10 protein-coding genes are annotated in these 9,751 nt (G+C 61.1%); 5 read left to right on the top strand and 5 right to left on the bottom strand.

Annotation, left to right across the window (positions count from 1 at the left end; translation table 11 throughout):
* The coding region (locus FY112_RS29020; RefSeq protein ID WP_151519892.1) for an aldo/keto reductase at positions 1-948 on the top strand (948 nt) is incomplete at its 5' end.
* Positions 949-1,057: 109 nt separating this feature from the next.
* Here the strand turns inward: FY112_RS29020 and FY112_RS29015 are convergent.
* Positions 1,058-2,842, bottom strand: a complete 1,785-nt coding sequence (locus tag FY112_RS29015; RefSeq protein WP_151519875.1) for an APC family permease — start codon at positions 2,840-2,842, stop codon at positions 1,058-1,060.
* Between the two features lie 249 nt (positions 2,843-3,091).
* Here FY112_RS29015 and FY112_RS29010 point away from each other — a divergent pair, with 249 nt between their 5' ends.
* The 4 genes from FY112_RS29010 (at position 3,092) to FY112_RS28990 (ending at position 6,932) form a co-directional block, all read left to right on the top strand.
* Entirely contained in the window at positions 3,092-5,461 is a 2,370-nt protein-coding gene (locus tag FY112_RS29010; protein ID WP_151519874.1) for a DUF1989 domain-containing protein, read from the top strand.
* 282 nt (positions 5,462-5,743) lie between these two features.
* On the top strand, positions 5,744-5,953 hold the full coding sequence (locus FY112_RS29005) for a cold-shock protein (RefSeq protein ID WP_151519873.1): 210 nt from the start codon (positions 5,744-5,746) through the stop codon (positions 5,951-5,953).
* A 128-nt stretch (positions 5,954-6,081) separates the two neighbouring features.
* On the top strand, positions 6,082-6,306 hold the full coding sequence (locus FY112_RS29000; RefSeq protein ID WP_003548112.1) for a hypothetical protein: 225 nt from the start codon (positions 6,082-6,084) through the stop codon (positions 6,304-6,306).
* A 245-nt stretch (positions 6,307-6,551) separates the two neighbouring features.
* On the top strand, positions 6,552-6,932 hold the full coding sequence (locus tag FY112_RS28990; protein WP_017957701.1) for a DUF6481 family protein: 381 nt from the start codon (positions 6,552-6,554) through the stop codon (positions 6,930-6,932).
* Between the two features lie 41 nt (positions 6,933-6,973).
* Here the strand turns inward: FY112_RS28990 and minE are convergent, their stop codons facing one another.
* The 4 genes from minE to FY112_RS38510 form a co-directional block, all read right to left on the bottom strand.
* Entirely contained in the window at positions 6,974-7,234 is a 261-nt protein-coding gene (gene minE, locus FY112_RS28985; RefSeq protein WP_003548116.1) for a cell division topological specificity factor MinE, read from the bottom strand.
* Positions 7,231-8,046 (bottom strand): septum site-determining protein MinD, encoded by an 816-nt coding sequence (gene minD / locus FY112_RS28980; RefSeq protein ID WP_018448670.1) that lies wholly within the window; start codon positions 8,044-8,046, stop codon positions 7,231-7,233. Before minD ends, minE begins: the two co-directional genes overlap by 4 nt.
* An 83-nt stretch (positions 8,047-8,129) precedes the next feature.
* Positions 8,130-8,849: a septum site-determining protein MinC gene (minC, locus tag FY112_RS28975; RefSeq protein WP_017957702.1), complete on the bottom strand. Its 720-nt coding sequence runs from the start codon at positions 8,847-8,849 to the stop codon at positions 8,130-8,132.
* Between the two features lie 209 nt (positions 8,850-9,058).
* Complete coding sequence (locus FY112_RS38510; protein ID WP_017957703.1) at positions 9,059-9,661, bottom strand: PAS domain-containing protein; 603 nt, start codon at positions 9,659-9,661, stop codon at positions 9,059-9,061.
* Positions 9,662-9,751 lie beyond the last annotated feature (90 nt).

Here is a 9,751-nt window from a genome sequence, read left to right as displayed (position 1 = left end):
GAGGCCGCCTCGCACAAGCTGCTCGACGATTATTTCGCCTGGGGCGGCAATTTCATCGATACCGCCGATGTCTACAGCGCCGGCAAGTCTGAAGAGATCATCGGCCGCTGGCTGAAGGCGCGCCCGACTGAGGCTCGCCAGGCGATCGTCGCCACCAAGGGGCGGTTCCCGATGGGCAACGGCCCCAACGATATCGGCCTGTCGCGCCGGCATCTTGGCCAGGCGCTCGACGATTCGCTCCGCCGCCTCGGCCTCGAGCAGATCGACCTTTACCAGATGCATGCCTGGGACGCGCTGACGCCGATCGAGGAGACGCTGCGTTTCCTCGACGATGCGGTTTCCTCCGGCAAGATCGGCTATTACGGCTTCTCCAACTATGTCGGCTGGCACATCGCCAAGGCCTCGGAGATCGCCAAGGCACGCGGTTATACGCGCCCGGTGACGCTGCAGCCGCAATATAACCTGCTGGTGCGCGACATCGAACTCGAGATCGTCGCGGCCTGTCAGGATGCCGGCATGGGTCTGTTGCCGTGGTCACCGCTCGGCGGCGGCTGGCTGACCGGCAAATACAAGCGCGACGAGATGCCGACGGGTGCCACCCGCCTCGGTGAAAACCCCAATCGCGGCGGCGAATCATATGCGCCGCGCAATGCGCTGGAGCGAACCTGGGCGATCATCGCTGTCGTCGAGGAGGTCGCCAAGGCGCATGGCGTCAGCATGGCGCAGGTGGCGCTCGCCTGGACGGCGGCGCAGCCGGCGATCACCTCAGTCATCCTCGGCGCCCGCACGCCGGAACAGCTCGCCGACAATCTCGGCGCGATGAAGGTCAAACTCTCCGACGACGAGATGGCAAGATTGAACGATGTGAGCGCGCCTCAGCCACTTGACTATCCCTATGGCAAGGGCGGCATCAACCAGCGTCACCGCAAGATCGAGGGCGGCCGCTGAGCCTTCCTTCTGCAACCGGATGAGTCGTCTCGCCCGGTCTGCAACCACCAATGAAAAAGCCGCCATGTTTCCATGGCGGCTTTTCGGCCTGTCTGCTTGGGAGGCGATTTTAGGCCGGAAGCTGGAAGATCACGTTGGCGATCAGGACGATCGCCAGGCCGCCGGCGAGTGCGAGATAGGGCAGCATGCCGGCTTTCCTGACGCCGAGATCCTGGCCGACGAGGCCAAGATCCTCCATCGCCCCGGCCGGGAATTTGCCGCCGTCGCGCACGTAGTGGCGATAGGCGAAGACCGGCAGGATCAGGGCGGCGAAGATGAAACCGACCCAGAGCGCATTGGAGTAACCCCAGACCTTGGCGCCAGCGCCCAGGAAGAGCGCGTTGACGAAGGCAAGCACGGTGTTGAGGCCGATCAGCCAGGTCGGCGCCTTCCAGGGGCGTTCGATATGACCGGAATCCATCCGGTGGATCCAGCCGGAATTGAGGTTCAGGAAGTTGAAGATGATGTAGCCGACATTCGAGACGGCGAGCACGAAGAAATAGCCGCCGACATCCGAGGCAATCGCCAGCAGGAAGAGATTGAAGGCGAAATCGGTCCACATCGCCCTGGTCGGCGCGCCGTGTTCGTTGACGTGGTCGAGATATTTCGGCAGCCAGCCGTCTTTCGAGCCCTGGTAGAGCGTACGCGAGGAGCCGGCCATCGCCGTCATGATGGCGAGGAAGAGCGCCATGATCATCAGTACGACGAGCAATTGGGTGACGATCCGGCCGGCGCCGATCAGGCCGCCGAGTGCTTCGGCAACACCCGTACCATCGACGATCCCGGGGGCCAGCATGCCGGCATGGCCAAGAACGCCCTGGAAGGCGAAGGGCACGAGGAAGAAGAACAGGCAGCAGGCAAGGCCGGAATAGAAGATCGCCTTGAAGGTGTCGGTCTTCGGGTTCTTGAGTTCGCGGGTGTAGCAGACCGCCGTCTCGAAGCCGTAGGTCGACCAGGCGGCGATATAGAGGCCACCGAGGAAGAGTGTCCAGCCGCCGTTGCTCCAGGTGCCGTCGGCAGCGGCATAGGCGGCTGTCGGCGGCACGAGACCGGTGACGTTGGTGGCAAGGATCTGGCCGCTGACGATCGGGTAAAGGCCGATGATGAGCAGCGGCACCAGCACGATGATGGCCAGCCACTTCTGCACGCTTGCCGTTTCCGAAATGCCGCGATGCTGGATGGCGAAGATGATCAGCATCAGGATGCCGCCGATGAAGAAGGTGGCATTGATATTGGCGGTGGCAAGGAACGGAATGTTGAAGCTGAAGAGCGACCAGCTGCGGATCGCCGGCGTGAGCGCCGCGACGCCATCGGCGCCGAGCAATGCCCTGACGGCGTCATCCGGCGTGGTGCCGGCATGGGCTGCGATATATTCGGCGACCCGGGGACTGTCGGCCGTGATGGAAGCGGCATGCGCTGAGATCCAGTCGAGGACCATTTGCGAATCCGCCGCCGGAATCGGATAGAATGCGTTGAGGATGTAACCGGCGGCGATGGCGCAGCCGAGCGACAGCACCGGCGACCAGGCAAACCAGTTGCACCAGACGGAGAGCGGCGCGATGAATTTCGAGTAACGCAGCCAGGCGGTGGCGCCATAGACCGAGGCGCCGCCGGATTTGTTGGCGAACATGCCGGCGATTTCGGCATAGGTGAAGGATTGCAGGAAACCCATCACCATCGAGATGATCCAGACGACGAAGGCGAGCTTTCCCGTCGTGCCTGCGATGCCGCCAATGGAGAAAAGAACGAGCGGCGGCACGCCCGCAGCCACCCAGAATGCGCCCTTCCAGTCGAGCGCGCGTACAAGCTTACCTTCGGTGCCGGATGCAATCCCGGCCTCCACAACGTCTGTCATCGGTGAAATTCCCCATTCTATTTGTTCCGGACGTATCTTTGTACGTCTCCCTGAACGTGTCTCCCTGACCGTCTCAAGCCCGCCCGGATGATTTTGGCGATCCGTGTTCCCGACGGATTCCCGAGTCTCAACTCTTTATGCATAGTGAAGATATTTTCTTTTTAGTCAACATCACTTTACTTTCCCGGGGCATTTTGTAACCTGCATGGGTGGACGTCCGAGGACGCCCGATCCTCCCATGAGGGCAGTATGCGAGAACTTCATCCTGCTATGACAGGCCTGCGGCCGGCGGCTGCGAGCCTCGTGCATTATCCCGGCATTCCCATCCTGCCGGAGGGAACGGAGCGCTACAGGGCAAAGGGCGGCGGATCGGTCGTTATGCGCGTAGAGCCGGGCGATCGCGTCGGCGTCATCGACAGCGAGGGCGGCCAGCTCTGCGAGATCTCCTTCCTCGACGAGAAAGGCCGTTTCCTCGCGGCCGGTCTCGGAACGCCTTTCAGCAATTCAGCCGATGGTTTGAAGGCTATTCTTCAAGCGGAGGATGAGAGCGCTGCCCGCACGTGTGCAGCGCTTCAGCGTCGCGGCGCCGATCTGGCAACGGCTGGCGCGCTCAGCATCTTCGGGGCGGGATCGACGCCTGGCAGCCGGGCGGAATTCACGATTTCCATGAAGGGCCTACTGATCGTCGCAGCACCCGCCAGCGCCATGTCGCCGGAGGCGCAGGATACGGCGACGCCGATCGAGATCAGGATCAAGCGCAGCCTGCTGATCCGCGATTACGCCTCCGCCCTGCCGGAACCGGCCGCCGATCCGGTCGAGGATATCCGCATCCGGGCTGCAACCGCCGCAGCCTATTTCGTGCGTGCCGGCGAATTCATCCAGATCATCGACGTCTATGGACGCCAGTGCACCGATTTCCAGGCTTTTGCCGCCCGCAAGGTCGACAAGGGTCTGGACCTCGCGCTTGATTCCACCGTCACCCGCACGCTGCTCGGCCGCAGCTATCCGATGCCGGGTCTCCCCTCCAAGGCCTTCGACCGCGATTTCGAACCGCTGGTCGAAATCGTCCAGGATACGGTCGGCCGCCACGATGCTTTCGCGACCGCCTGCAATTCGCGCTATTACGACGACATGGGTTATCCCGGCCACGTCAACTGCACGGACAATTTCAACGCTGCGCTGGCGCCCTACGGCATTGCCGGCCGCAAAGGCTGGGAAGCGCTAAACTATTTCTACAACACCAATATCGACCACAACAACCAGCTCTATCTCGACGAGCCCTGGTCGCGTCCCGGCGATTACGTGCTGATGCGGGCGCTGACCGATCTCGTCTGTGTCTCCTCGTCCTGCCCTGACGATATCGACGCTGCGAACGGCTGGGACCCGACGGATATCCACGTCCGCACCTTTTCCGGAAAAGAGAAATTCTCACGAGCGGTGGCCTATCGCATGACCCCAGATGCAGACGCCGAACTGACGCGCGAAACCGCCTTCCATCCCCGCCTCTCCGCCTTGACGCGGGACTACACCGAATATCGCGGCTACTGGCTGCCGAACCGCTTTTCCAGCGAAGGGCCGGTCCAGGAATACTGGGCCTGCCGCGAGCGCGCCGCCGTCATCGACCTCTCGCCCTTGCGGAAATTCGAGGTGACGGGGCCGGATGCCGAGGAGCTGCTGCAATATTGCCTGACGCGCGACGTGCGCAAACTGTCGACCGGCCAGGTCGTCTATTCGGCCATGTGCTACGAAAACGGCGGCATGATCGATGACGGGACGCTCTTCCGGCTCGGCGACAAGAACTTCCGCTGGATTGGCGGCGATGATTTCAGCGGCATATGGCTGCGCCAGCAGGCCGAGAAGAAAGGCTTCAAGGCCTGGGTCCGCTCCTCGACCGATCAGATGCACAATATCGCCCTGCAGGGTCCGAAGAGCCGCGATATCCTGAAGGAGATCATCTGGACGGCGCCGCGCCAGCCTGATATCGGCGAGCTCGAATGGTTCCGTTTCACCGTCGGCCGCATCGGCGGCTTCGAGGGTGCCCCAATCGTCGTCTCGCGCACGGGTTACACCGGCGAACTCGGCTACGAGATCTTCTGTCACCCGAAGGACGCGCTGACGGTGTTCGACGCCGTCTGGGAGGCCGGCCAGCCGCACGGGTTGAAGCCGATGGGGCTGGAGGCGCTCGACATGGTCCGCATCGAGGCGGGTCTGATCTTCGCTCACCATGAATTCACCGATCAGACCGACCCGTTCGAGGCCGGCATCGGCTTCACGGTGCCGCTGAAATCCAAGCAGGACGATTTCATCGGCCGCGAGGCGCTGATCCGACGCAAGGAGCATCCGCGCCATCTGCTCGTCGGGCTGGACATCAAGGCGAACGAGGCCGTCGGCCATGGCGATTGCATCCATATCGGCCGGGGCCAGGTGGGCGTTATCACCAGCGCCACCCGCTCGCCGATCCTCGGCAAGACGATCGCGCTCGCCCGCATCGACGTGACGCATGCAAGCCCCGGCACCGAGGTGGAGATCGGTAAGCTCGACGGCCACCAGAAGCGCCTGCCGGCGACGATCGTGCCGCTTTCGCACTACGACCCGCAGAAGACGCGGCCGCGCTCGTAATGCCTGCTTTCGAGGTCGGGAGACGGCGATCGGCAGTTGATATTGCCGCCGACGCGCACGACCAGCGAGATGCAATCTAATGGCGAATTGGCGCGTCAAAAAAACTAAAAGTTGACATATCCCGCTTTGATGATTATATCTCGGTGGTCGATATTGCTTGTTTGACTTTTGTTATCGCACGCTGGCAACGTGCCCTGGACGAACTTCCCTCTTCAAAATCGAGATCATCATCCGTCGTGCTTCCGCACGTGCGGTCGTTCAATTGCTATGAAAGGGTTTGTTATGACCACTGGCACAGTTAAATGGTTCAATTCCACCAAGGGCTTCGGCTTCATTCAGCCTGATGACGGCGGCGCTGACGCCTTCGTCCACATCTCTGCCGTCGAGCGCGCCGGCATGCGCGAAATCGCCGAAGGCCAGAAGATCGGCTACGAGCTTGAGCGCGATAACAAGTCGGGCAAAATGTCCGCTTGCAATCTCCAAGCTGCTTAAACTGAAATCTGCTTTCCTTTGACCGCGGATGTACCGGCACTGTCGAAAGTATGATACTATCAAGGTCAGGCAAGTTGCCTGGCCTTTTTGCTGCTTTCGCCAAGCGGGCTCACAAATCCAGGATTAATATGACAGAGTCACACAGCAAATCACGCAAGCAGGCGGAGATTGCCTTCGGAAACGCGCAATCGCAATTCCTGGCGCGAAGCCGCGCGGTCGAAGAGATCGATTCGACCGTACGTGCCCGCGAGGAAAAAACCTTGCGATTACGCGAAGCGCGTGAGGCCAAGGAATTGCAGGATCGCTTGACAGGGGTTACTGCTCCCGGCGCGAAGCGAAAAAAGAAAATCTGACACTACTGCATAATTCCTTAAATCGGATTCGATTTCAGGATAAACCATGCGGCAGTTCAAAGTATTGCAGCGCCCTTCGCGCGTCTGATGGCGCGCGGCGCCCTGGAACAGGATGATTTTAGGCCGGATCGGCCTAGACACTGAATCTGTTCTAATTAAAGAGTAGAGCATGATGTGGTCCGAAAACCGCGCACGCTTTTCGACATCATGCTCTCGGGTCGAAGTCAAACAGTCAGGAAACAGATTTGAAAAACGCCAAAAACAACGAGCTTTCCGATCGCCGCAGCGCCGCTGCCGAAGCCAAGGCGGCTCTCCTCAATGCGTATCGTAGCGCCAAGGATTCAGCCGAACCCACAAGGCTGGCAAAGCAGGCGGAGCGTCAAGCTATTGCCGCGGCCAGGGAAGAACGTCGCGCTCAGCGGGAACGCGTCAAGCTCGAGGAACTGGAGCGGGCTCAGGCCGCCGAAGCCGAACGTCAGGCTGCCGCCGAGGCCGCAGCACGCGCCGATGCCGACGCGCGCGAAGCGGCTGACAAAGACCGGATCGCTCGTGTGATTGCCGATGAAGCCGCCCGAAAGGCCGAACGCGACCTGCGTTACGCCAATCGCAAAGCCAGGAAGTCCTGATCGTCAGCGCCGCCTGTCGTCAGGACAGGCAGCGCTCTCTTTCAAGCGGCCTGCACGGCTGCATTCAGCGGGATTTCGACGTCGATCTCAAGGGTCGAGACGTACTCGTTGCGATCGATCGTCACCTGCACCTTGTCGTGGTCAAGCTGCACATGCTTTGCGATCACCGCCAGGATTTCCTCGCGCAGCAGGGTAACCAGGTCCGACCCCGCCGAGGAACGTTCATGGGCGAGAAGGACCTGCAGCCTTTCGCGGGCGGCCGGTGCGGTTCTCTGCTTGTTGAAAAGACGGAAAATATTCATGCCGCCCTCCGTCCGAAGATCTTACCGAAAATATTCCTCTTTTCCTCTGGGATGGCGATCGGCACCGTCTCGCCGGCGAGCCGGCGAGCGGCGTCGAAATAGGCCATCGCAGCCGCGCTGCGGCTGTCTGCCAGCGTGACCGGCGCACCGATGTTGGATGCACGCAGAACATCCATGCTTTCGGGTATGATGCCGAGGAGCGGGATGGACAGGATCTCCAGGACGTCGTCGACCTTGAGCATGTCGCCGCGTTCGGCGCGGTTGGCGTCGTAGCGGGTGAGCAGCAGGTGCTTTTCCATCCGCTCGCCGCGTTCGGCCTTGGCGGTCTTGGCATCCAGCAGGCCGATGATGCGATCCGAATCACGCACCGACGAGACCTCGGGATTGGTAACCACCACGGCAACATCGGCGTGGCGCATGGCGAGCGTTGCGCCGCGCTCGATCCCGGCGGGGCTGTCGCAGATGATCCAGTCGAAATAGCGCTTCAGGTCGTTGATGACGCGCTCGACGCCCTCGGCCGTCAGATTGTCCTTGTCGCGCGTCTGCGAGGCCGGCAGCAGGAACAGCGTTTCCAGCCGCTTGTCGCGGATCAGCGCCTGGGTAAGCTTGGCGTCGCCCTGGATGACATTGATCAGGTCGTAGACGACCCTGCGTTCGGCGCCCATCACCAGGTCGAGATTGCGCAGGCCGACGTCGAAATCGACGACGACGACTTTCTCATTGCGTTGCGCCAGCGCCGCTCCCAACGCGGCGGTCGAGGTCGTTTTGCCAACCCCGCCTTTGCCTGACGTGACGACGATCACTTTCCCCATCATTGTCTCTCCTTTGCCGTGGCCCCAGTAATTCAAAGTGTTAGAGCGTCCTTTGCGGCTCGATGAGACGCGCGGCGCTGCCGTCAGATCAGTTTCTCTGCCATGATCGCGTCGTCTTCGAGCCAGAGCTGAACAGCCTGTCCGCGAAGATTGGGCGCCATGTCTTCCGCCATTTTGTAGATGCCGTCGATTGCAACCAGCTCGGCCTCGAGCTTGCGGCAAAAGATCCGCGCCGATGCGTTTCCGATGGATCCCGCCATGGCTCGGCCACGCAAGGCGCCATAGATATGGACGGACCCGCCGGCAATGACTTCGGCACCCGAGGCGACCGATCCGATGACGGTGACGTCGCCTTCCGGAAAGATCACCGATTGCCCCGAGCGCACCGGCTCCCGGATGACGATCGATTGCATGGCCGGGCGGGTCTCTGCCACTGCCGGTTTGCCGGGTAGATCGGCAGGCTCCTTTGCCTGAACCTCGATATCGGAAACCGACCGACCGCCCTTAAGCGCCGGCGGCATGCCGGATCCGAGGATCGAAGGCCGCGCGCCCTCGATGCCCATGATGCTGACATTGCGCTTGGCAAGTTCGGCAATCAGGTCCTTCAGCTGCGGCCGGTCGATTTGCAGGTCCGTCAGGTCGAGCACGACAGGCCGTCCGAGGAAGAAGCCGGCCGAACGCGCGGCCAGATCGTCCAGCCGCATCAACCAATCATCGATCGGAAGATCCGGAGACAGCATGACCGCGAGGAAAGAACGGCCCTTGATGCGGATGGAGCGAGCGTCTGTTAGCACTTTGGTCATCTATGTGAAGAAATCGTTGACCATGTCTACCGCTGCTATGGTTAACAAAAAGTTAACGCGACCTTAATATCACCAACAATCACCTGAGATTCTTTAAGCGCGGAATTACCGCAAGTCATTGGGAAAGCGTCGCAATCTCTGGAAGCACTGAACGGTTAATGACGCGGCTTTGAACTTGAGCCGCAAATCCGCCGCTGCTCGGGTAACGCTCAGCCTTTCGCCGTGCGTTGTGCGTTGGAAATGGCGCGTGCGGCCTCTTCCGAGGAGTTGGCAAGCGTGCGCATCTCGGCGGCCAGCACGGCAAAACCCGATCCGGCCGTGCCGGCGCGGGCGGCCTCGATGCCGGCATTGACGGCGAGCAGCTTCAGGTAACGCAGCGATTGCAGGATCTCATTGGTCTTCGAAGCGGTGACGCGCATGTCGGCGGTCTGGTCATCGATTCGCTGGTAGAGTGATTCGATGTTGATGATGCTGCCTTCGAGATAGAGAAGCTCGCTCTTTTCGTCCCAGATGCCGCCGCCCGTCTCGGTCACCCAGATGAGATGGCCCATGGCGTGACGGATGCGATATTCCATCGTCCAGTCTGTGCGCCTCTCCAGCGCCCGCCCGACGATCTCGTCCATCAGTGGCACGTCTTCCTCGTACATGATCGAGGTGAAGGTCCGCGTGCGGTTGCCGATGATTTCGTCGGCCGGATAACCGAAGATGCGCTCGATGCCGTTGGTCATCTCCAGCATCGTATAGTTTTCATCGGCACGGCAGCGATAGAGAAAACCGCTCATGCGCCCGAGAATGCTCGTTTGAAAATCCATGAAGGCGACATCCGAAGAGAAGAGTTGCAGTCGTCTCGCTCAAAGGCGCGGCTCACAATATGCCGGAGGAGAGTGCCCGAACACCCTCCT

The organism is Rhizobium sp. PEPV16 (assembly GCF_008919455.1).
Classification (GTDB): domain Bacteria; phylum Pseudomonadota; class Alphaproteobacteria; order Rhizobiales; family Rhizobiaceae; genus Rhizobium; species Rhizobium leguminosarum_Q.
This window is presented reverse-complemented; position numbering and strand designations above follow the sequence as displayed.

Coding starts and splice junctions, on each gene's coding strand:
- FY112_RS29000 (WP_003548112.1), top strand. CDS start 6,082: ATGACAGAGTCACACAGCAAATCACGCAAGCAGGCGGAGATTGCCTTC.
- minE (WP_003548116.1), bottom strand. CDS start 7,234: ATGAATATTTTCCGTCTTTTCAACAAGCAGAGAACCGCACCGGCCGCC.
- minD (WP_018448670.1), bottom strand. CDS start 8,046: ATGGGGAAAGTGATCGTCGTCACGTCAGGCAAAGGCGGGGTTGGCAAA.
- FY112_RS29010 (WP_151519874.1), top strand. CDS start 3,092: ATGCGAGAACTTCATCCTGCTATGACAGGCCTGCGGCCGGCGGCTGCG.
- FY112_RS38510 (WP_017957703.1), bottom strand. CDS start 9,661: ATGGATTTTCAAACGAGCATTCTCGGGCGCATGAGCGGTTTTCTCTAT.
- FY112_RS29015 (WP_151519875.1), bottom strand. CDS start 2,842: ATGACAGACGTTGTGGAGGCCGGGATTGCATCCGGCACCGAAGGTAAG.
- minC (WP_017957702.1), bottom strand. CDS start 8,849: ATGACCAAAGTGCTAACAGACGCTCGCTCCATCCGCATCAAGGGCCGT.
- FY112_RS29005 (WP_151519873.1), top strand. CDS start 5,744: ATGACCACTGGCACAGTTAAATGGTTCAATTCCACCAAGGGCTTCGGC.